Below are 24,514 nucleotides of genomic sequence, written 5' to 3' on the forward strand. Positions count from 1 at the left end.
TAAGAAAACAACAAAGGATGAGCCGGCAGTCGGCAGGAATTATTACCAAGGGGCATGACCTCGCAATGGAGCTGCGCCGACGCCCTGTTATGGATAGGCAGAACGAAGGAAGTTGGGACTTCACGTGACGAATGATCCCGTTGGACAGAGGAGGTTTGCTGCCGTAACGGATATGGGTCGCATCAAGGCTGTCAAAACAGATCTCTCAAGACGTTTTGTTTGCTATACCCTGATAACGTTAAATCCGGCATTCAATGCTTTGGATCATCCATAACTTGGTTCATTTCTTGAACATAACTTTATGAAATACTGAGATTTCGCGAGTATTTACGAGATTTTACAAGATATTTTGAGGAGGTATTCAAATGAAAAGAGTGCTGGCGGGCATCTTGGCTGTCACGATGACTTTTTCGGGGGCAGTTCTGCCGGGGGAACAGGTCTGGAAAGGCGCGGGGGTAATAAGCGCATCTGCAGAGACCTGGAGTTCGGCTAAGAGCCTTACATCTGACATGACCGTATCAGGGTCGCTGCAAACCAACAGCGATATCATACTCAACGGACATACTCTCACTATCAACGGTGACCTGTACATGACAGCGGGTATGCTGGATATCGGTACCGGTAAGCTTGTGGTAAACGGAAATCTGTACATAGGCAAGGAAAATGCAAGTTCCTATGCATATATCAGAATGCAGAATTCATCAGCGTCCATAACTGTTACGGGAGATCTTGTTTGGAATGTACATTCAGGCATGACAAATTCAGTGGGCAGTAATGGTTGGTATACCTACGATCTTATCACTGCAGGTACGATAAATGTTGCAGGCAATGTTTACGACCACATCTCATCTAGTGTGAATAGGAATTCTTTTGTTATGATGGGAACTTCCGTGCTTAACCTCAACGGCACAGGAACTCAGACTATCAAAGGCTCATACAATGGAGAAATAGCTAATCTCACTGTTACCAATAACAGAACGATCGATATGGAGGGATATTTTTATTCAACAACACCATTTGTCTCCGACCTGAACATCAAAACTCAAAATGGTCTGAATATATCCAGAATGGTGCTGGGCGGAAAAACTGTAAATATAACAGGAGATGTCACCCAGTATTCCAATGATATTGAGCTTGATGGCGGAACGTTGAATATATATGGCAATTTCACAGTGCAGGGCGGCACAACAAAGCTTAGCGGCGGCAAGCTGAATGTAAGCGGAGATTACAGGATAGCTACTGTCAACAATGGCGAACTTGTATCGACTGATGCAGGTCTTGACATGACTAACAGCAGCGATATCATTAATGTTGGCGGAAGCTTTATAGTAAAGAATACCTCGAGCCCGATATCATGTTCTCTCAAAATGAATGCTGGTAAGATGTATGTAGGAGGTGATTTTGACTGTGTCTCCACCAGGATAACTATAGGCTCGGGCAACACGGTCTATATGAACGGTACTGCCCCCCAGACGGTCAAGCTTACAAACAGCAAGAAGATATATAATCTCGTGCTGGTGCAGGATCTGTCACAGTATAATTCGGACATTGCCAATTATGCTGTTAATCTGGAGACTAATCAGCCCAAGATAACAGCTTCTGATGTCACCCTCGGTGCAACTTCCTACGTATATGACGGCACGGCAAAACAGCCGTCAGTCACAGTGGTAGTCGATTCAAAAACTCTCACCAAAGGTACTGATTATACAGTTACATACTCCGCCAATATCAATGTCGGCACAGCTTCTGTTACTGTAAAGGGTATAGGTTCTTATCAGGGTTCAGTTACCAAAAATTTCACCATAAATAAAAAAGATCTTAGCAGTCTGGAAATGACACTTTCACAGACAAGCTACACCTATGACGGTACTGCAAAGAAGCCCACAGTTACCATAATGGACGGCAGCAGGAAACTTGTAAGCGGTACTGATTACTCCGTTGCGTATTCAAACAACACAGCTGCCGGTACAGCTACCGTGACTGTAACAGGTAAGGGAAACTATACAGGAACAAATTCTGCAAACTACACCATAAGCAGTGCGAAAGCTATAAGCGGATGTTCGATATCGCTGGGAACGACCAGCTATACTTATGACGGTACTGCAAAGCAGCCTTCAGTAACAATAACGGATGGTTCAAAAACTCTTACCAAGGGTACTGATTTCACAGTTGCATATTCAAATAATATAAAAGCAGGTACAGCCACCGTTACCATCACGGGTAATGGAAGCTACACAGGTACTGCGACAAAGACTTTCACGATTTCGGCTAAGAGCACAAGCAATCTGACAGTCACACTTTCGCAGACAAGCTATACATATGACGGTACAGCCAAGAAGCCCACAGTCACTGTAAAGGATGGCTCAAAAACACTTACGAGCGGAACAGATTATACCGTGTCGTATTCCGATAACACAAACGCTGGTACAGCGACTGTGACCATTACAGGTAAGGGCAATTATACGGGCACTAAGTCAGCTACTTTCACCATCAGCAGTCCTGAAGCGAAAGATATCAGCGGATGTACCATTACACTGGGTACTTCAAGCTATACTTATGATGGTTCCGCAAAACAGCCTTCAACCACAGTAAAGGACGGCACTAAGACCCTCACTAAAGGTACAGATTATACAGTTACATATTCCAACAATACCAACGCGGGAACAGCGACAGTTACCATAACAGGTAAAGGCAGCTATACAGGCACAGCTTCCAAGACTTTCACAATTTCGGCTAAGAGCGCAAGCAATCTTACAGTAACACTTTCGGCTACAAGCTATACCTACGACGGCACAGCCAAGAAGCCGACAGTTACTGTAAAGGATGGTTCAAAAACGCTTATCAGCGGAACTGATTATACAGTTTCGTATTCCAATAATACGAATGCCGGAACCGCTACTGTTACCATAACAGGTAAGGGCAATTATAGCGGTACAAAGTCCACTACTTTCACTATCAGCAGTCCTGAAGCGAAAGATATCAGCGGATGTACCATTACACTGAGTACTTCCAGCTATACTTATGACGGTACAGCCAAGAAACCGACAGTAACAGTAAATGACGGCTCAACTGAACTTGTGAGCGGTACTGATTATACTGTATCATATTCTTCAAACACTGCTGCAGGTACAGCTAAGGTGACTGTAACAGGTAAGGGCAATTACAGCGGTACACTCACTAAGAATTTTACTATTGCTGCCAAGAAAGTAAGCGATCTGACGATAACACTTTCGGCTACAAGTTATACATATGACGGAACAGCAAAGAAGCCGACAGTCACTGTAAAGAACGGTTCCACAACACTTACAAGCGGAACAGACTATACCGTCGCATATTCAAACAATACAAATGTGGGTACAGCTACCGTGACCATCACAGGTAAGGGCAACTACACAGGTACTGCCACCGAGTCATTTACTATCAGCAAGGCAGCAGCTGTTTCAATAAGCGGATATACCGTAACGCTGGGTACCACAAGCTATACTTATGACGGCACTGCAAAACAGCCATCGGTAACTGTGAAGAACAGCACAAAGACACTCACTAAGGGTACTGATTTCACTGTTGCATATTCCAATAACATCAATGTTGGTACAGCTACCGTTACTGTTACAGGTATAGGCAATTACAAGGACACAGTAACAAAGACTTTTACTATTTCGGCTAAAAGTGCAAGTTCTCTAACAGCAACACTTTCGGTTACAAGTTTTACTTATGACGGCACAGCTAAAAAACCAACGGTCACTGTAAAAGACGGCAGCAAGACCCTTGTCAGCGGTACTGACTATACCATTTCGTATTCAAATAACATTAATGCCGGTTCAGCTAAGGTAACTATCACAGGCAAGGGTAATTATTCCGGTTCGATCACAAAGACCTTCACTATCGCTTCAAAGAGTGTCAGCGGAATGGCTATAACACTTTCGCCTGAGAACTGTACCTATGACGGTACGGCCAAGAAGCCCACTGTCATTGTTGCAGACGGCGATACTATCCTTGAGAACGGCACAGATTATACTGTTGCATATTCATCCAATACCGTTGCGGGTACTGGTAAGGTGACTGTCACGGGAACCGGAAATTACAGCGGTACGCTTACTAAGAATTTCACCATCTCAGCCAAGAGCATAAGCGAACTGGCGATCACTCTTTCGGCTACAAGCTACACCTATGACGGCACGGCTAAGAAGCCTACTGTTACAGTTAAGGACGGCACAAAAACTCTTACAAGCGGTACCGACTATACCGTGACGTATTCCAACAACACCAGTGTGGGTACAGCTGCCGTGACCATCACAGGCAAGGGCAATTATTCCGGTTCTGCCGTAAAGACATTCACTATCAGCCAGCCTGCTGCAGTTTCCATAAGCGGATGCACCGTAACTCTGGGAACTTCAAGCTATACCTATGACGGTACAGCTAAGAAGCCTTCGGTAACCGTCAAGAACGGAAGCACTACCCTTACAAAGGGTACGGATTATACTGTTGAATACTACAACAATATCAATGCGGGAACTGCTGTTGCGACCATTATGGGTATGGGCAGATATACAGGCACAGTTTCCAAGAATTTCACTATCTCTGCTAAGAGCGCAAGCAATCTTACAGTAACAGTTTCGCCTTCAGGCTACACCTATGACGGCACAGCAAAGACCCCTGCGGTAACTGTAAAGGACGGTACTAAAGTTCTTGAAGCGGGTACTGACTTTACTGTGTCTTACTCCAACAATACCAATGTGGGTACAGCTACTGCCACCATAACGGGTAAGGGCAATTACACGGGTACAAAGTCTGCAAGCTTCACTATCAGTCAGCCTGCCGCAACTTCCATAAGCAACTGCACTGTAACGCTCGGTACATCTTCATATACCTATGACGGTACGGCAAAACAGCCTGCAGTTACAGTAAAGGACGGCAGCAAAACTCTCACCAAGGGCACTGATTATACAGTTGCGTATTCAAATAATACAAATGCAGGCACGGCTACCGTGACTGTAACAGGCATGGGCAGCTACAAGGGTACAGTTTCCAAGACTTTCACTATCTCGGCTAAGAGTGCGAGTGATCTGACAGTTACACTTTCTCAGACAAGCTATACCTATGACGGCACAGCGAAGAAGCCTACAGTCACCGTAAAGGACGGCAGCAAGACACTTGTAAGCGGTACTGATTATTCTGTTTCTTATTCAAACAATACCAATGCAGGTACAGCTACCGTGACCATCACGGGCAAGGGCAACTACACAGGTACAAAGTCAGCAAACTTCACTATCAGCGGAGCTGCGGCTACACCGATAAGCAGCTGCACTATCACGCTGGGAACTTCATCCTACACCTATGACGGCAATGCAAAAACACCGTCGGTAACAGTAAAATACGGCAGCAAGACACTTATCAGCGGCACCGATTATACTGTTTCATATTCAAATAATGTCAATGTGGGTACATCTACCGTGATTATCACAGGTAAGGGCAGCTATTCGGGTACAGCTACCAAGACATTCACTATCAACGAAGTTTATATAGCTCTGATAAGCAACTGCGATATCACTCTCAGTGTGTCTTCCTATACTTATGACGGCACAGCAAAGAAGCCGACCGTTACCGTAAAGGACGGCAGCAAGACCCTCGTAAGCGGTACTGACTATACTGTTTCGTATGCTGATAATACCAATGTGGGTACAGCTTCTGTTACCATAACAGGTAAGGGCACATACTCGGGCTCAGTTACAAAGAACTTCACTATCAGTGAGCCTGCTGCTGTTTCGATCAGCGGCTGTACAGTAACTCTCGGTACATCTTCATACACCTATGACGGTAATGAGAAGAAGCCTGCTGTGACCGTAAAGAACGGAAGTACCACACTTGTTAACGGCACTGATTATTTAGTTTCGTATTCCAATAATACCAATGCAGGTACAGCTACCGTGACTATCATAGGCAACGGCAGGTATACAGGTTCTGTTACAAAGAACTTCACCATCAATGCGAAGAGCGCAAGCAGTCTGACTGCTACAGTTTCGCCCACAAGCTACACCTATGACGGCAAGGCTAAGACTCCTGCGGTAACAGTAACAGACGGCAGCAGGACGCTTATGAGCGGCGTTGACTATACTGTTTCTTATTCCTCTAATACCGAGGTAGGTACAGCTAAGGCGAATATCACTTTCCTGGGCAACTACACAGGCTCAAAGTCCGTAAGCTTCACCATCAGCAAGGCGGCACCGACTTCCATTACCAAGTGCACCATCACTCTGGGTACGACCGCTTATACCTATGACGGTACAGCGAAAAAGCCTGCTGTAAATATCAAGAACGGTTCTGAAACTCTTGCCGAAGGCACAGACTTCACTGTTGCATACTCAAGCAACACAAATGCCGGTACGGCTACAGTGACTATAAAGGGTATCGGCAATTTCACTGATTCCGCAACAAAGACATTCACCATCAGCCCGAAGAATGCAAGTGCGCTGACAGTTACAGTTTCACCCACAAGCTATACCTATGACGGCAAGGAAAAGAAACCGACCGTAACTGTAAAAGACGGCACAAAGACCCTCACAAGCGGCACAGACTATACCGTATCTTATACCAACAACATCAATGCGGGAACGGCTTCCGCTGTGATAACCTGTAAGGGCAACTACACGGGTACAAAGTCCACAAGCTTCACTATCAGTGAACCTGCCGCTGTTTCGATAAGCGGCTGCACTGCAACACTGGCAACAAGCACATATACCTACGACGGCAGCGAGAAGAAGCCGAATGTAACGGTAAAGAACGGTTCGACATCGCTTACGAACGGCGTTGACTATATCGTATCCTACACCAACAATATCAATGCGGGTACAGCTACCGTGAATATCATGGGCTTGGGCAGATATACAGGAACACTGACCAAGACGTTCACTATCAGTCAGAAGTCTGTAAGCAATCTTACCGCTGTGGTATCGCCAGCAAGCTATACCTATGACGGCAAAGCAAAGCAGCCCGATGTAACAGTTACCGACGGCACAAGAACTCTGACAAACGGCAGAGATTATACCCTGACTTACTCTAATAATATAAATGCAGGCACAGCAAGCGTTGCTGTAAAGGGTGCAGGCAACTACACAGGTTCGCTGAACAAGTCTTTCAAGATAACTGCAAAGTCTGTAAGCGAACTTAATATCACACTCTCTGAAACTGCATTCACCTATGACGGCACGGCAAAGAAGCCGACAGTGACAGTATCCTACGGTTCAAAGAACCTTGTCAGCGGCACTGATTTTACTGTGACTTATTCAAACAATACCAATATAGGTACTGCCACTGTTACCGTGACAGGCAAGGGCAACTTTACCGGTACAAAGAAAGCAAACTTCACCATAAACAAGGCAGAGGCTGTAAACATCGCAAGCTGCAAGGCTTATCTCAGCGCTGATTCCTTTGTATACGACGGCATGGATAAAAAGCCTGTTCCTACTGTAAAGCGCGGTGACAAGACCCTGAGGAACGGTGTTGATTATACCTACGATTACGACAACAACACCAACGCAGGCACCGCAAGTGTCATTGTAACAGGTATCGGTGAATATGCGGGTACAGGCACACTGCATTTCACCATAGCCCCTGCACCTGTTGACAATATAAGAATATCTGTTATGACAGCTAACTTCATCTACGACGGCACAGAAAAGAAGCCTGCTGTAACCGTAACCGAGGGCATGAAGACACTCACCGAGGGTGCTGACTACTTTGTTACCTACGGAAACAACGTTGAAGCAGGTACAGCCAGCGTATATGTAAACGGCACAGGCAACTACACAGGCATGAAGTCCGCAGAATTTACTATCACAGCCAAGGACGCTGATTCAAACAAGATCGCTGACTGCAGTATACAGCTGGATAAAAAGACAGCTGAGTACACAGGCAGTGCTGTAACTCCCGGTGTTATCGTAAGGGACGGCACCGAAGTTCTTACAAATAACGTTGACTATACTGTTGATTACATTGCAAACGTCAACGCAGGCACAGCAAAAGTCATTGTAACAGGTATGGGCGAGTATATGGGCATCTACGAAGAGAGTTTCACTATCACAGCGAAGCCCGCATCGGCTCTTGATGTTGCTGTTTCTCCCGAAAGCTATGATTACAACGGCACAGCAAGAAAGCCTAAAGTCACCGTTAAGGACGGCAGCAGGGTGCTCACCGAAAAGACGGATTATACTCTTGATTACAGCGATAACGTCATAGCCGGCAAAGCAGTTGTAAATCTGAACTTCAAAGGCAATTACAGCGGCACTTTGACCAAGTTCTTCCAGATAAACACCAGCGATATCTCCAAAGCATCTTTAAAGCTTGAAAAGTATTACTACGATGCCAGCGGTACTGCAAGACGTCCTTCCGTGACCATAGAAAAGGACGGCAGAACACTGGTGGAGAACAGGGATTATACAGTATCCTATTCTTCCAATACCTCAGCAGGAATAGCTTATGTTTCCGTAAGCGGACTGGGCAACTACTACGGCACATTATCACAGCCATTCATTATCGGTTCGGCAAGTGCAGCATCTATCTCGGGATTCAGCATCAGTATGGATACCAAAACATTCGCATACGACGGCACAGCTAAGAAACCTCAGATAACCCTGACCAACGGCTCGGCAACACTGAAAGAGCATCAGGATTTTGAAGTGGCATACTATAATAATACCAATGCGGGCAAGGCAACAGTTATTGTTATAGGCAGAGGCGGTTATAAGGATTCTATAACAGCTTCCTTTACCATCACACCCAAGTCACTGGCGGGCGCACAGGCTGCACTTTCTTCTGCAAGCTTTGAATACGACGGAAATGCAAAGACACCTGTTGTTACCGTTACGGCAGACGGCACAGAACTGACCGAGGGCAGAGATTTCACTGTTGAATACAAAAACAACACCGCAGCAGGAACTGCATCGGCTGTTATCACAGGTGCAGGAAACTATTCGGGTTCTACCGAAAAGAAATTCACCATAAACGGCAAAAATGCAACCAGCCTTAACGTTGTGCTCGAAAATAACGAGTACACATACAGCGGAAAAGCTGCTGCCCCGAAGGTAAAGGTCTATGACGGAAGCAAGCTTCTGACCGAGGGCACTGATTACAGCGTATCCTACGTAAACAATACCGCAGTCGGCGCAGCAAAGGCCGTTGTTACCTGCAAGGGCAACTATGCAGGCGTGATAAGTGCAGGTTTTGCTATCGTTGGTCAGTCTTCATCTAAGGTGAAGAAGGGCGATGTTAACGGCGATGGTATTATAAACATAAACGACCTTACAAAGGTAGCGGCTCACGTCAAAGGACGTAAAATGCTGTCGGGCGATCAGCTTAAAGCGGCTGATGTAAACGGCGACGGTAAAATAAATGTTTCCGATATTTCCCTTATCGCAGCTCATATCAAGGGCAAAAAACTGTTAAAATAAAAAATAACAAAAGCATAATAAAAATGGCTTTCCGAAATGGAAAGCCATTTTTGTGTTTATATGAAATTCATGATGAAGGGTTCGATGATGCGGCAGCTTACCGCAAGATTGATATTCTGACCCTCTTTTGCACCGCCTGTACACATACCTATTATCTCACCGTAGGTGTTAAGCAGTGCGCCGCCCGAACTTCCGTGGGAAATCGGTGCAGTGAACTGTATCATATCGGTGACATCTATCACACGGAATCCCGAGATTATTCCGTCAGATACGGTGTTGAAAAGTCCCAGCGGACTTCCGATGGCGATAACTTTCTGTCCACGGACAAGATCCTGCATCATGTTTCTGTACAGCTTCAGCGGTTTTGTACGGCGCTGTATCTTCAGCAGTGCCATGTCGTGTACGTTGTTGTACTTGACTATCTGCACGGGATAAGCAGTGTTGTCGTTCTCGAATCTTACAAGGAAATAACTGCCCTTGCTGATAACGTGATGATTGGTCAGGATATATCCGTCGGCATTTATAACTATACCAGAAGCGCTGCCCACCATATCGCCGAACTTATTGCACACGGTTATCATTACCACCGATTCTGCCAGCCTTGCTATCTCCTCGGAAGAAAGCTCGCGCTGCCTGCCGTGATTCATCGGAGCAGGCGCACTGCGATTTATCGGCGTTGGTACGCTGCGCTCCATCGTAGTCTGTGCGCTTGGTTTTCTCGATGGGGGAAGCGTTGTACGAACTTTCTGCGGGTATGGTGTGAAGTTGTTTTCTACAGGCGGGATATCACTGTGAGTTTCGTAAGGAATATCCTCCGGTGCACTTGCAGTAAATGTCTGCTTTGGAATATTTGAACTGCCTTTGCGGGATGGGCGCGGAGGTATCTTTACTTTGATATTGCCCTCATCACCGCGCATTGGTGCATTTGGGCGGGGTCCGCTCCTGCGCTCACGCGGCGGTATCGTTACCTTGATATTGCCTTCGTCACCGCGCATAGGTGCATTGGGACGAGGTCCGTTTCTGTACTCGCGCGGAACTGGGCTGAAACGGTTATCACCTGTCTGCTGAGGGTATTGCGGAGCCCTCTGATATGTCTGGGGTGCAGGCTGTCTTACAGGCGGGGGAGCTATCGGGCGCGGCGGAACATAATCCGGTATCTGCACCGCATAGGGCATACCCAGGGTTATCAGCTCGGATTTTTCAGCAAGTACCGAAGAAAGCTTGCCCTCGCCCTCTGGCATCAGCACAAGAACTCTCCAGCCCTTCATATATGCCAGATAGCAGAAAAGATATTCCTTGTAGCCTGTTTTGCCGCAGTAGATAAGCACTCCGCCCGTGCGGCTGCCCAACAGCTTGCCCCAGTGCAGCAGGCTTATTATGAGGTTAGTTTCTATAGATGGATTTATATTGCTGACGCTTTCGCGGTAAAGTGCGAGAAGTCGTTCGCCCTCAAAACTTTCGGCAAATTCCTCGGATTCTTTTCTGAGCCTTTCAAGTTCATCGCTGTTTGTAGGAGTATCAAGTTTGTTCAGGCGAAGATAGCCCTCTCCCTCAAAACGGCGGTCAAGTTCTTCAATATCAAGCAGATATCTGTCAGAAACACCTACACAGCGCACAAAACATCCGCTGCCTGACTCTGCCAGTCTATCGATCATTCTTGACATATCATCACCCCCATATTATTTTATCATGCCCGAATTCCTTTGTCAACATATCGGGATATAGAAAAGAATGCATGGAAACGCCGGGTAATTATATAAGTTTTAAGTAGCGGTATCAGAAGTGATAAGTCGTTTATTGTGGCAGGGCGGTAAGGCGGTTAAATCGTCAGAGAAGAGAGCTTTTTCCGCCTTAAAAGAGAAAAAAACCCAAAGCGCTTTTATACGCTTTGGGGCATGGTTATCTGTTTAATTCATAAAGACGGTATCAGCTGTTATACTTCATGTATTGCAGAAGAATGTGCATCATACCTACGATAGAATATATACCTACCACAACGCCGATGAATCTGAACAGCCACCATATGAAAGGTATCGAGCCTAGTACAACGAAAAACAGAGCGCAGAAAATAAGCGCAACAAGGTAAATGCCGATGAAGAATATCACACTTCTGATATCACGTACATCGCACTTCTTGTTCTGTGGGAAAAAATCGCTGAATTCCATATATGCAAGTTTATCACGCCATTTTTGAATAAAAGCCTTGATCGGTTCCATAAAATATCCCCCTATTTCATAAATTCATTTAATGATATAATTATAACTCATTATAATGGTTATTTCAATATTTCCTTAATATTTTCAGCGCTTTGCATAAATATTGTTAATATGTGTTGTTTGGTTTTACTTGTTGCTTGCTGAGACATATATGGGGTTTTCGATGGTATGTTTTCCAAGTATCTGAGATGCTGTTTCAACAAATCTTATGCAGGGACGTACCTTATGATACTGCCAGGTGCGTAACTCGGGGGGGGCAGGTTGCATTCAGCCTTTGCATAAGTTCGCGGCAGATGATAGTATCGTGGTTTTCTTTGTACTGTTTGGCATACGATCGTATGCGGTGGCATTGGTTGGCATTGTTTTCGCAGCCAAATACTTCGACTGCACCGTACAGCATACCAAGCACCACGAAAACAGCCGAACAGGTTCCGTAGGCTTCCCTATATCTTAACATCGGTAAAAGCTGAAAATACCGATCGTGCGCGTTTATATCCGCCTGCAAAAAGTTCGCAGGCTTTCTTTGAATGAGCTTCTGCCGTGATAATATCCTACCCTTGGACCCAATAATGTCTTGATTATATACTATTTTATTCGGATATGCCGGTATATGCCAAACAGACTTCGCAGTTTTCGGGAAAGCCCTGAATCATCGGGATACAGGGCTTTCGTAAAAAATGACAGTTAAATTAAAAATTTTTGTGAAAAGACTTGAATTGTCAGAAGAAATGTAGTATTATATTATAGAGGCGGCATGGACTGCCAAATAACCGAAAGGAGTTATTATCAATGATCTATTCGCACGAAGTTGAAACAATGTGCCCTATCGCACAGGGCGTTGCTCACGGCGCTGCTCCTATCCCTGAGGAGGCTAAGTGGGTCAAGGCAAAGGAGATAAAGGATATCTCAGGCTTTACACACGGCATCGGCTGGTGTGCTCCCCAGCAGGGTACCTGCAAGCTCACCCTGAATGTTAAGGAGGGCGTTATACAGGAGGCTCTCGTTGAGACTATCGGCTGCTCAGGCATGACACATTCCGCAGCTATGGCTTCCGAGATCCTGCCCGGCAGAACTATTCTTGAGGCTCTGAACACAGACCTCGTTTGTGATGCTATCAATACCGCTATGAGAGAGCTGTTCCTGCAGATCGTTTACGGTCGTTCGCAGTCTGCATTCTCCGAGGACGGTCTGCCCATCGGTGCAGGTCTGGAGGATCTGGGTAAGGGTCTGCGTTCTCAGGTTGGTACAATGTATGGTACACTGGCAAAGGGTCCCCGCTATCTGGAGATGACCGACGGCTATGTTACTGATCTCGCACTGAATGCTGACGATGAGATCATCGGCTACAAGTTCGTAAACTTTGGCAAGATGATGGACTTCATCAAGGCAGGCGACGACGCTAATACAGCTTTCGAGAAGGCTAAGGGTCAGTACGGCAGAGTTGCTGATGCCGTTAAGTTCGTTGACCCCAGAAAGGCATAAGGAGGATCAGTATCATGGCATTATTTGAATCTTATGAGAGAAGAGAAAAGCAGATCCTGGCTGTAATCAAGGAATACGGCATCAACTCCATCGAGGAGTGTGCTGATGTATGTAAGGCTAAGGGTCTGGATATATACAAGCTCGTTGAGGGCATCCAGCCTATCTGCTTCGAGAACGCTAAGTGGGCTTACACTGTAGGCTGCGCTATCGCTATCAAGAAGGGCTGCACAAGAGCTGCTGACGCTGCTGCTGCTATCGGCGAGGGTCTCCAGGCTTTCTGTATCCCCGGTTCTGTTGCTGACCAGCGTAAGGTTGGTCTGGGTCACGGCAACCTGGGCAAGATGCTTCTGGAAGAGGATACCGAGTGCTTCGCATTCCTGGCAGGTCACGAGTCTTTCGCTGCTGCTGAGGGCGCTATCGGTATAGCTGAGAAGGCTAACAAGGTTAGACAGAAGCCCCTGAGAGTTATCCTGAACGGTCTGGGCAAGGACGCTGCACAGATCATCGCTCGTATCAACGGCTTTACATACGTTGAGACTGAGATGGATTACCACACAGGCGAAGTTAAGGAAGTATTCCGCAAGGCTTACTCCGAGGGTCTGAGAGCTAAGGTTAACTGCTACGGTGCTAACGATGTTACCGAGGGCGTTGCTATCATGTGGAAGGAGAACGTTGACGTTTCCATCACAGGTAACTCCACCAATCCTACCAGATTCCAGCACCCTGTTGCAGGTACCTACAAGAAGGAAAGAACAGACGCTGGCAAGAAGTACTTCTCTGTTGCTTCCGGCGGTGGTACAGGTAGAACTCTGCACCCTGATAACATGGCTGCTGGTCCTGCTTCCTATGGTATGACTGATACTATGGGCAGAATGCACTCCGATGCACAGTTTGCAGGTTCTTCTTCCGTTCCCGCACACGTTGAGATGATGGGTCTCATCGGTATGGGTAACAACCCCATGGTTGGTGCAACAGTTGCTTGCGCAGTTGCTGTTGAAGAGGCTATGAAGTAATTCACCCTTTTAAATAGTATATTCAAAACGACCCGAGCTTCGTGCTTTCGGGTCGTTTTTTTATTTCTTGTAAATTGCATGAAAAAAGCACTTCTGTCTATCGAATGACAGAAGTGCTTGTATATCATTTGGCTTTATCAGTTTATGCCCTCGGCAAATGTCACGGGTACTGCAAAAAGTACGCCTGCGTTGGGCTTGGTAAGATCGCCTGTTACGCTGTGTATAGCATCTCTGGCTGCATCGATCTGATCGTCGTGAACTGCAACAAAGATGGTCTTCCCTTTCTGCTCGGGGTCTTCACCTTTGAGCATCGCCCTGAGAACGCCTATCATCGGAAGATTATCCATATCCGATATAGACTTTGCCATTCCTACGCTGTCAATGCAGGTGCCCCCTTTTATACCTGCTGCCGCAAGGGCGTGCATTATCTCATCCACCAGTTCCACTCTCTTAATGACTACAAATATCAGCTGCATTTTAGCACTTCCTTTCGTTCTGCTGCATATTTACGGGACTTACGGCGCTTTGAATGAAGCTGCTACCCAGTCCTCTTTTTCTCTTATTTCGTCAAGTACAAAGCCCTGTGCTTTTATCACATCAAGAACTTCGTCCTTGCGCATATCGATTATACCGGAAACTATCAGCCTTCCGCCCTGTTTCAGGAACCCTTTGAACAGTCCGCTCATGCCGATGAGTACATCTGCCACGATGTTTGCACATACCATGTCGAAGCCTGTGCCTATCTCAGCCACCAGCGCCTGATCGTCGATGACATTTCCGCATATTGCGTGGTACTTTTCGGCGGGGATATTGTTCTTCTCTGCATTTTCGCCTGCTATCTTCACCGAGTTAGCGTCGATGTCGATGGCGGTACATTCCTGTGCACCCAGAAGAACGGCGCCGATGGAAAGTATACCGCTGCCGCAGCCGAGATCGAGCACTCTGTCACCATCACCAAGATACTTCTCAACAAGTTCAAGGCAAAGCTGAGTTGTGTTGTGCTGACCTGTGCCGAAGCTTGAAGCGGGGTCGATCTCCAGTATCTTTCTGGTCTCACCTGCGGGAATATCCTCCCAGCTTGGCTTGATAAGAAGCTTGTCGCCTATCTCCAGCGGTTTGAAGTACTGTTTCCAGTTATTGGCCCAGTCCTCTTCACGGACGTTTTTCAGCTCGTATTCAAGTCTGCCGAATGCGTTCTCGGTGTCGCGGGTCTTCAGCGCTCTGAGTTCAGCTTTGACGGCTTCAAGATAATCCAGACCCTGCGCATTTTCAGGCAGATAAGCTGTAACTGTGGTCTCGCAGTTTTTGAGACCCATGAGATCATCATCGATATAATCCCAGTTTACACTTTTATCGCTGAGAAATTCCTCGAAATCCTTTGCGTCCTTAATAACAAATCCGTTTATGCCCAGTCCCAGCAGGGAGCCTGTGACGGCTTCAATGCCCTCGGAAGTGGTATAAATATCGACCTCGACCCAATCCATATTATTAATTCCCCTTTTTGGTTAGAAAATATTATCAAAAATCAAAATTTATATTAATCATTATAGCATACTTTACATAATTTGTAAAGGACTTTCATAAAAAGTTCAAAATTATAAATATATTCCCAAATTATATGATTTTATCCGATGATGTTTTTTGAATATTGAAAATTGAAATGTCGAATGTTAATTATTTTGATGCAAAGTAGTTTTTGTTATGAAAATAGTATGCTCGGTTGTGAGCAGAAAAGTTATTATGCTTTTTGCATCAGGTGATGAAAGTTTCGAGGTATCAATGGTGCAATAATAGAATAGTGCCCTGAAAGTATTTTGAAATAAAAAAATACACTGTCTGGATTACTCCAAACAGCGTATTTACGCGATTGCGGGAACAGGATTTGAACCTGTGACCTCCGGGTTATGAGCCCGACGAGCTACCAAGCTGCTCTACCCCGCGATATTTGATTTTGTGTTCTCTCGTTGAGTACTTGTCTATTATATCATATCAAATCGCTTTTGTCAATATGATTTTGAGAAAAAATCTAAAGTTTACTTATTGTTAACATTTAGAGGCATGTAAGTGAGTTTATACGATGGGTGTGTGGTTGCGAATTAAGATCGCTTTGCTAAAACTTATACAATATGAACATTCGTGAGCGTCGGGATTCGTGGGCATGCTGCTGAGATCTATTTTAGCAGAGCTGAGATTAAACATAAATATTATCACAGCGTGTGTTCATTGTTGCGTGGATATTTTGTGTGCATGATAAAGGAATGTTTGGGATGGAAAAAAATTACTGTATTTTTATGGGAAATAAATCAATATAGGGGAAATGATTAGTTAAATGATAGAAATTAAAATTATTTCTTGTTTGTTTACGACAAAGATCAATGCTTTTAATTTGTAAAATCAGTCAACTTGTGATTTAGTCAATTTGTAGAAACTATATATATCCATGTTGTATATAACTACAAATTTAGATTAATCTAGTTGACTGTTTTGTCTAAATTTGATATAATATAGTCAACAGATAAAGAGATGAAATTTGTTGCTGATGTGGTAATATGAATGTAATTGAAAGGAATGAGCTTATGAAGAAGAATAATAATAAAAAGGGTTTCACTTTGGTGGAATTGATTGTTGTTATATGTATTGTAGGTATTCTGGCTAGCCTGCTTGTACCGAGTGTGATCAGCTATGTTAGAAAAGCAAGGATTGCTGCTGCTATCGCAGATACAAGAACCATAAAAACTTCAATAGAAAGCTCTCTAACAGATGAGCTGTTACTTAGTGACGATAATTCACTTGATGCATTTAACAAGGTGCTCTACCTTGAACAAGGTAACGCCAAAAATAGAAAATACGAGAGAGTAGGTTGTTTCACTAACTACAGTTGGAATGTCTATAAGACTACAAATCCAGGTACTTCCACCGGTTCTCAGGCGATTGACAGAGTTATAGCTGGCGCTCTTGATTCAACTTTTTCAGAAACATGGAAAACGGGCAAGAGAGTAAATCCGCTGGGGTACAATACAAATTCCAAGAATTGCAGAAAATACCTTAAGGACAATAATACAAACTTTGGACTTGTTGTTGTTTATAATGTTACTGGCGAAGTTCGTATGATCCAGCTTTACAGAAAGGGTATATTGGTTACATATGTAAACGGCGAGTACATAGCTAATGTAAATAAAAATGCTCACTTTATAGGTACCGGCACATGGGATAAGATCTATACTGACAGCAATAATAAATCTCCGGATAGTTTTTATAATATAAATCTTTCCAACAAGCAGATCGGAACCAATGGAAATATGGGCGGCTGGTATTAAGCTGACATTCGTTTTTGTGAAGATGCTGATGACGGATTTAAACTACACATAATTAAATGCCGAGGTTAAATGATCTCGGCATTTTGTTTAGGTATTTTGGTGTGGCTGATCTTCACTTGATCTACGGTGCAAAAAAGAATAAGATCGCTTTTGTTATTAGTATTTAGTTTCGTTAAATAAACAAAATATTTGGACGTTAGGCGCATCGTTGCATATAACCAATTGTGCATATGCACGAAAACAAAGGTTAAAATTATGAAATTAAACTATTCGCTTGACAAAATGGGGCAAATGCAGTATAATATGTTTAACGAAAGAAACAAAAAGCAATGTAGTGCATCTTGGTGATGCTGATGTGGTAATTTGAAAGCTTGGATCATTATTAGGAAGAACAATTATTCATTTGATATTCAGCTATTTCAGAAAAGCAAAAACTTGGGGCGACTTCGCCCGTCTATTATTAATTTGCTTTCCAGAGTAAAGGTTTATAGATATTATGAAAGGGCTGAGCCTGCATATTTCGATATGCAGGCTTTTGTCGTGGTTGGAATAATAAGGAGAAAGCGGTGCTTTCGCTGAGTGGCGGAAGTACCTGTTTTTTGCATAATTGGGGAAGTGGGAGGAATATACTGAAATATCACGAAATTTACGGAGGCTGATACTTATGATGATACAGTTGTTTGAGCTTATAAGGCTTATATCCCATGGCGGTCTGTTTTTCGGGCTGCATTTGGACGGCAAGACGGTATTTCCGCCGCCGCTTAGTGCGGGGCAGGAGAGGGAGTGTTTTGAGAAGATGTCGGCAGGGGATAAAGAGGCTCGGAACAAGCTGATAAGGCACAACCTGCGGCTGGTGGCGCACATTATCAAGAAATATTATGCAAATTCTTCGGATCAGGATGATCTTATATCCATAGGAACGATAGGGCTCATCAAGGCGGTACAGACTTTCGATTATACCAAGGGTACACGTTTTGCGACTTATGGCAGCAGGTGTGTTGAAAATGCTACACAATCACAACGGACATTTTCTTGTCAGATGATGTAAAAGATGTGCCATTCATAGGCGAGTGGCGATTTTTACGCAGAGTAGAGAGCCGAATGTATACGCTGTACTCTACCCACACAACCGGCAAAACAGTCACCCTTTATATTCACAGCTTTAAGCCGAAAAGAATACCCGATTTTGCGCTTAATGATAATTCCACAGTCTCAGATAGGTTGAAATTTTACAGGATAAGCTGTGGGCTCATGCAAAAAGAGATAGCCGCTCAAATTGGTGTAGACCGCACTACCTATGCCCGCTGGGAGAACAATGTGCTGTCGGAGTATCCGTTGGACAAGCTCACACTACTTGCAGAGATATTCGGGTGCAAAGTCACAGACTTGCTCGATGAGTACAATAAGTTCCTGATAAAAGGGCAGGGAAGTTATATCAGAAACCTGCGAAAAAAGAAGTCTCTCACACGATGCAGGTTAGCAGAGCTGATGTCCGTTTCTGTCGGCCGTGTCAAGGATTGGGAGAGTGAGCGAAAGCGGGTTAGCATGAAGTGCTATGTGCGGTTGATGGAGATAGACAAATAAGACAGTGTATTTGCTGATATACCGAAATGGGCAGTACCATAGGTACTGCCCGTATTTTTGTCTTTATATTATCCGCTTGTTGTCTGATTTACGAAATCTGCTGATTTGTCTCGGAGATATTTTTTCTGTTCAACTTCTATCCGGCAGATTCCTTATTATACTCACAGCGCTATCCTGATAGTCAGTCTGCTTTTGGTGTATTCTGCTGTGTTAGTTCTGCCCATTCGCTCCAAAAGTATACTGACGAAGGAAACTCAAGTTTGGATGTTATGGAAGGATCTTCTAAAGAAAAAGATTGAGCACTTCCCTTCGTCTACTGTTTTGCAGATTTTGAATGAAGTGATTTTTTGATTTAGAAAAACAGAGTTCTCCAAGAAAGATATAGTTGCTAACGTCTGTCCGAGTATTAGAGAAAAAGCGATGAAACTGCTATCTGAAAGCTCATAGATGAGGGATATATTGAACGTTAAAGCACAGGACTCAATATTTTTTTTAATCTCCTCCTCATACGTAAGTATATCTATTGGGGTAAGAATTCTAACAGAATTTGCTATACGATATGTAAAACCCGATCTGTCCACTTCTTCAAGAACAATTGACGTATTCTCTCACTTCTCTTCACCAAAAGATTATTGATAATACTTGAATCTGGATTCGACTTTTACCACTTCATCCTGATTTATTTTATCCAATAATTTATAATATGTCATTTACTGATCGCCTCAATTATATTATCAGGTCTCGTCATATTATTAGCCGGATCAAACATATTTCTTTCTCGGTTACCGGACATCGAGCCGCCCGAATACTAATTCTATAGAAATTATTTTTACTGTTTTCATTTATAACATACACGCAGCTATACACGCAGCTATAATTCAAGTAAAAGAATACTAATACTATAATAGATTAACCATTGATGCTTTGTTGTGTCACGCGTGACCCACTCTTTAATGCCGTCAGATGTTACTTCAACTTGTAATCTACATTTAAAAGAAAAACGCTACCATGGTGCGTTGACAGAAATCTCTTGATAAACTGATAATCGTGGGCATCAAGAAGAACATTTTTAAGTTTCGGACCATATGCATCTGCGAATTGTTTTTTATATACTGAGGAAATCTGATACGGCAGAGGTTTGAATTAAAAAATATGAAATTATATTATTAAATCATTGCAATTTGAAAAGCAATGTGATATAATATCTATCGGACATAACAGCGTAATGCTTGTGAAATGTCCATCCCTGTTATAATGTGGCTATGGCTGTTTCGGGTATATATTTTGTTTACTGTAAGTTGCAGCCGTATCTGATTTATGTTCTTTTATTTTCAGAAGGAGGGTCAAGAGATAATGCACAAGACAATGAAACGGATTGCCGCAGGGCTTGTGGCAATTACTGCTGGTTTATCGGCAGCAGCCGCATCTGCACCTATGAGTGTGTTTGCAGAAGATGAACAGATACTTATCCAGTCTGACTTCGAAGCAGGCATGGGTCTTCCCTGGCACACATTAGAGACTGCACCGGCACGGCAGGACTTCGATATTTCAGACGGCACTTACAATGTAGAGATACTGTACAACGATGGTCCCGAGTCAAGATGGGATCTTCAGTTCCGTTGCAGAAATTTAGTGATACAAAAAGGTCATACTTACAAGGTACACTGGAAGGTTAATTCTTCCGAAGAGGGTGAGATTTATACCAGGATCGGCAACTACGACGGTATGGTCGAAGCATGGCACAACAACTGCGGCAATGATGATTTCAATCAGACGTGGGAATGCGTAAAGATCGCTAAAGGCGACAACACCTTCGATGCTATGTTTACAGCTAAAGAAGATATTGAGGTTGCTGAATGGGCATTCCACTACGGTGGAAAGGGTATGTATCAGCCGGTAGATTGTTTCCCCGACGGTACGATCCTCAAATTCGATGATCTGTCTCTGATCGACACTACTCCCGGGGGCTGTATAATCGATTTCAATCCTAACGAGTGGGGCGTTGTAAGACCCGAAAGCAACGTTCGTCTGAATCAGATCGGTTACTATCCTCAGCTGGAAAAGAAGGCTTCTTATGTTACCGATGCTTCTTCACCTCTGCAGTTCGAGATCAGAGATAAGGACGGCAACGTTAAGTACAAGGGCACAACAAAGGTATTCGGTGATGACCCTGATTCAGGTACAGGCAAGACTAATTCTTTTCAGATCGGTTTTCATACAGTTACCAGACTCAAGGACAGCGGTTCTAATGTACATATCATTGACTTCTCTGATTTCAAGACCGAGGGTACATACACTATCTTCGTTAAGGATACAGTCGGCGTAAACGGCACTCAGGTGATGAATTCCAAGAATGCAAACGATACAAAGCTCAGCGGTGATAAGCTTTTATGGACAAATCCCGTAACTATGAAAACTTATACGATGAACGAGAGCAGTACATTCAGGATAGACAGAAATATCTATGACGATCAGCTGCTGAGGGATTCCATGAACTACTTCTATCAGAACCGCTCAGGTGTCCCGATAGAGTCTGAGTACATCACATCCGGTGATAAGTCCGCACTGGCACACAGCAGATATGGTCATTCTCCCGATTTGGCTTATGTACAGAGCAAATGGGTTAAATCTTATGACAGAGACTTCTATTATTATGGCGAGAAGAATAAACGGATCGACGTTACAGGCGGATGGTACGCCGCAAACGACCATGGAAAGTACGTTGTCGAAGGCGGTATCTCCGTATGGACACTTCAGAACGCTTATGAGTTCTCCAAGAGGAGCGGCAATACACGCAAGTGGACTGACGGCACGATAGCTGTGCCCGAAAATAAGGATAATGCTCCCGATATACTTGATGAAGCAAGGGTAGAGCTGGAGTGGATGTTCAAAATGATAAATGAGGACGGCTTTGTATATCATTCGGTGCAGGACCATACGTGGGTAGGTTTTCCGCTCACACCCTGGCCGGATGTCGCACTGTATGGTATTGATCCTATCCGTATTGTCAGACCTCCTACGTATGCAGCCACATTCAACATGATCGCTTGTGCTGCACAGGCTTCACGTCTGTGGAAGGGTATAGATGATGACTTCGCAAAAGAGTGTCTGCAAAATGCACAGAACAGCTGGAAGGCTATCATGGCTAAGCAGTCCAATTGGAACGTTAATAGGGGCTATTACTATACTGATCCTTACTTTGCTCCTTCTGAATTCGGCGGAAACAACATTTTCGGTGACTCCTATGTAGTTGATGATGCTTACTGGGCAGCTTGTGAGCTTTATGCAACAACAGGGGACTCGGCTTACTATGGTTTCTTAAAGGGCTATAATAATTCAGGTCAGGATAAGGCATTCAGCCTGACTTCCTGTCTGAGAGGCGGCGAGAACGATCGATCGTTCGGTTCCTTCAATTGGGGCAATACTGCGGGTCTGGGCACCCTTTCACTCTACCTGAGCGACAAGACATCTTCTGCTGACAGGAAGACTATCGCCAATTCTATCCAAAATATTGCTGATCAATACCTTATTCAGATGAGTAATGAAGGCATGGGTATACCTTACAAGAGTATGACTACCGAGGACTATATCGGTGGCGATAAACCAAAATTCACAGGTTATGAATACGGCTCCAACTCCTTCGTTATCAACAACGCTATGGTCCTTGCCTATGCTTATGATACTGATGCCAGCAATTATAATTATCGGAACGGTGCTGCTGAAGCACTTGATTACCTCTACGGACGCAACGGTCTGGGCTTCTCTTATGTATCAGGTTACGGCGATAAGGCAATGAAATCGCCACACCACAGATACTGGGCAAAGAGTATCGATCCGTCCTTCCCGGCGGTACCCGCAGGTGTTCTTGCAGGCGGTCCCTGCTCATATATTAATAATGATAAATACCTTCGTGGTCTCGGCTATAAAAGAGGCACTTTAGCTCCTCAGAAGTGCTATGTTGACAGTGCTGAGGCGTGGACAGTAAATGATGTTTCCGTCAGCTTGAACGCTTCTCTGGTATGGATGTCATCATTCATGAACGATCGGTTCGGCGGTTCGCCTGTTCCTTATCCTGTCAACATTAAGGTCGATTACAGTGAGAAGTACCATCAGGTAAGATTTACCTGGGACAAGGTGGAAGGTGCTGACAGATACGGCATAGCAGTTTATCTGGCAGGCAAGTGGAGAGTTCAGAAGCAGGATATCACAGGCACTACCTACACTTCTCCCAAAAATCTGACTCCAGGCGTAACTTATAGGGTAGCGATCGCCGCAAGAGTGAACGGCAGCTGGGATACAGCAAATGCTATCAAACATGCAGGTACTGTTACTATAAAGTGATAGACTAAATTGATATGATTTAAAAACAAAACGGATAATCGTCCTAAGCAGACGACTATCCGTTTTTATTGATGCTTTAACGGAAATAAAACGGGGCTTTTATACTATCAGATAAAGCATAATCTCTTCATGAGCGATGCTTTATTGATAAGAAACTTGCCGTTTTTTATTGTTTAACAAATAAAGAAAATGTATCTTCATTCAATACGCTCCAGCTGTACCTGTCTCCTATTTCTTTTTTTCCTTTAAACATTATGATCAACTTGGTTGAATTGTATTCTCCTTCCAGATATTTTGACAGAAATGTAACTGACAAGGCACAAGTGATAAAAAATTAGACAAATTAGTGTCTTAAAACTAGACAGATATGCGCTCTTAAATAACATAAATAGTCTAAAATTTAGGCTGATTTTAGTAGTTTGGGATGTCCTATGATCTCCGAATGAAGCGATTATATAAATATATTAAGATTTTACCAACACTTACATAATTTGACATATATAACCAAATATTGTAAAAAGTATTCAAACCTTGAATACTATTATTTACGACTTGAATATTATAATTCAAACCTTGAATATTATTATTCAATCATTGAATAAAACGCTTTAGTACGCTAAAACTAACTTTAGCACGCTAAAACTAATTGGTTTCATATTTCTAAAACTAATTTCATATTTCTAAAACTAAATTTAGTTTTAGCAAGACGAAGGAAAATTCTGGAAAAATAATTCAAAACTTGAATTTAAAAGTGCCTCAAATGAAGCAAAAATCTTCAAAATACTAAAACTAATTCGAAAAGTTAGTTTTAGGACTCTTAGAGGAAAACAGAAACGAAAACATACCCAAATGGTACCGAAAACATACCCAAATCGGAGGAAATCCCGGGCTACAAACAGCGTTTGAGTTCATTTCTGCCCTAAAACTACCCTAAAACTGCACCAAAACTGGATGTTTTCATTCGTTTCATCTTCCTCTTTTCTCCTTAATTATTCAAATCTTGAATATAACTAAAAAATGAGGGGGGACCAACTTTTTCTCCAACAGAAAAACCGAACTCATGAAAGAATATTAAAACGAAATTCAACTCATCGGACAAAGAAAATATAAAACA

The 24,514-nt window shown here is 43.7% G+C and carries 12 protein-coding genes and 1 tRNA gene; 7 read left to right on the top strand and 6 right to left on the bottom strand.

From position 1 onward, the window contains the following. Positions 1–365 precede the first annotated feature (365 nt). Entirely contained in the window at positions 366–9,446 is a 9,081-nt protein-coding gene (locus BM265_RS16735) for an MBG domain-containing protein (RefSeq protein WP_074963128.1), read from the top strand. Positions 9,447–9,502: 56 nt separating this feature from the next. On the opposite strand, the gene BM265_RS16740 is transcribed toward BM265_RS16735, so the two are convergent. The 3 genes from BM265_RS16740 to BM265_RS20775 all read right to left on the bottom strand — a co-directional run bounded on the left by BM265_RS16740 (position 9,503) and on the right by BM265_RS20775 (position 12,120). Further along, the gene (locus BM265_RS16740; protein WP_242940887.1) at positions 9,503–11,110 is read right to left on the bottom strand and encodes a S1C family serine protease; all 1,608 of its coding nucleotides are present in this window, start codon (positions 11,108–11,110) and stop codon (positions 9,503–9,505) included. A gap of 262 nt (positions 11,111–11,372) precedes the next feature. Continuing rightward, entirely contained in the window at positions 11,373–11,663 is a 291-nt protein-coding gene (locus tag BM265_RS16745) for a hypothetical protein (protein WP_074963129.1), read from the bottom strand. Positions 11,664–11,886: 223 nt separating this feature from the next. Further along, a complete protein-coding gene (locus tag BM265_RS20775) occupies positions 11,887–12,120 on the bottom strand; it encodes a C-GCAxxG-C-C family protein (protein WP_242940888.1) in 234 nt (77 codons plus the stop codon). 332 nt (positions 12,121–12,452) lie between these two features. Here BM265_RS20775 and BM265_RS16755 point away from each other — a divergent pair, with 332 nt between their 5' ends. Both BM265_RS16755 and BM265_RS16760 read left to right on the top strand, forming a co-directional pair. Continuing rightward, positions 12,453–13,145, top strand: coding sequence for an iron-sulfur cluster assembly scaffold protein (locus BM265_RS16755; RefSeq protein ID WP_074832260.1), 693 nt, complete (start codon positions 12,453–12,455; stop codon positions 13,143–13,145). A gap of 14 nt (positions 13,146–13,159) precedes the next feature. Beyond that, positions 13,160–14,158: a GGGtGRT protein gene (locus BM265_RS16760; protein ID WP_013497378.1), complete on the top strand. Its 999-nt coding sequence runs from the start codon at positions 13,160–13,162 to the stop codon at positions 14,156–14,158. A gap of 137 nt (positions 14,159–14,295) precedes the next feature. On the opposite strand, the gene BM265_RS16765 is transcribed toward BM265_RS16760, so the two are convergent. The 3 genes from BM265_RS16765 to BM265_RS16775 all read right to left on the bottom strand — a co-directional run bounded on the left by BM265_RS16765 (position 14,296) and on the right by BM265_RS16775 (position 16,099). Then, positions 14,296–14,634, bottom strand: coding sequence for a hypothetical protein (locus BM265_RS16765; protein ID WP_074963130.1), 339 nt, complete (start codon positions 14,632–14,634; stop codon positions 14,296–14,298). A 39-nt stretch (positions 14,635–14,673) separates the two neighbouring features. Beyond that, positions 14,674–15,642: a 50S ribosomal protein L11 methyltransferase gene (gene prmA / locus BM265_RS16770; protein WP_074963131.1), complete on the bottom strand. Its 969-nt coding sequence runs from the start codon at positions 15,640–15,642 to the stop codon at positions 14,674–14,676. Positions 15,643–16,025: 383 nt separating this feature from the next. Next, a tRNA-Met gene (locus BM265_RS16775) sits at positions 16,026–16,099 on the bottom strand. A gap of 608 nt (positions 16,100–16,707) precedes the next feature. Here BM265_RS16775 and BM265_RS16780 point away from each other — a divergent pair. From BM265_RS16780 to BM265_RS16795, 4 genes are all read left to right on the top strand, one after another. Then, positions 16,708–17,475, top strand: a complete 768-nt coding sequence (locus tag BM265_RS16780; protein ID WP_242940889.1) for a type II secretion system protein — start codon at positions 16,708–16,710, stop codon at positions 17,473–17,475. Between the two features lie 664 nt (positions 17,476–18,139). Continuing rightward, the gene (locus BM265_RS16785; RefSeq protein WP_074963132.1) at positions 18,140–18,523 is read left to right on the top strand and encodes a sigma-70 family RNA polymerase sigma factor; all 384 of its coding nucleotides are present in this window, start codon (positions 18,140–18,142) and stop codon (positions 18,521–18,523) included. Further along, positions 18,508–19,059, top strand: coding sequence for a helix-turn-helix domain-containing protein (locus BM265_RS16790; RefSeq protein WP_143098763.1), 552 nt, complete (start codon positions 18,508–18,510; stop codon positions 19,057–19,059). The genes BM265_RS16785 and BM265_RS16790 overlap by 16 nt, the downstream gene beginning before the upstream one ends. A gap of 1,353 nt (positions 19,060–20,412) precedes the next feature. Further along, positions 20,413–23,400, top strand: coding sequence for a glycoside hydrolase family 9 protein (locus BM265_RS16795; protein WP_074963134.1), 2,988 nt, complete (start codon positions 20,413–20,415; stop codon positions 23,398–23,400). Positions 23,401–24,514 lie beyond the last annotated feature (1,114 nt).

This window comes from Hominimerdicola alba (genome assembly GCF_900112155.1).
Lineage (GTDB): Bacteria > Bacillota > Clostridia > Oscillospirales > Ruminococcaceae > Hominimerdicola > Hominimerdicola alba_D.